Annotated in this window: 1 pseudogene; it reads right to left on the minus strand. The window is 36.4% G+C overall.

Annotated features, from left to right (window positions below):
* Nucleotides 1-442 (minus strand): annotated as a pseudogene (locus AB3I42_RS14035) (IS3 family transposase); the annotation flags it as partial.

Below are 442 nucleotides of genomic sequence, written 5' to 3' on the forward strand. Positions count from 1 at the left end.
AGTCAAGTCTGTTACGATCGCTTCTAATGGGTTGTCTCTTAAGAATTTACGATTCAATACGTTTGTCGTTTTGGCTTCATTGCAAGTAGAATGATGTACTTTAAAATAAGCAACAGTATAGCTCGATTTTAATCCTCTATTTTTCATGATTCTACTAATTTTTCGTCGGCTGATCTGAATGCCTCGTTTTGATAAGGCTTTTTTTATTTTTCTTGAGCCGTAGGCCTTTCGGCTGCGGATAAATTCTTCAGCGACTACTTCTTCAAGTTCTGATTCGTCTTTCTTTGGTTTTGATTGATAATAATAGGACTGACGTGATAGACCTAATATTCTGCACATCGCTGATATAGGGTAAAGATGCTTATTCGCATCGATTACTTGTCTCTTCGTCCGAATATCAGCGCTGCTTGCTTTAAAATATCATTTTCCATTTCTAATTGCT

This window comes from Enterococcus sp. C53 (assembly GCF_040887425.1).
GTDB classification, from domain to species: domain Bacteria; phylum Bacillota; class Bacilli; order Lactobacillales; family Enterococcaceae; genus Enterococcus_B; species Enterococcus_B hirae.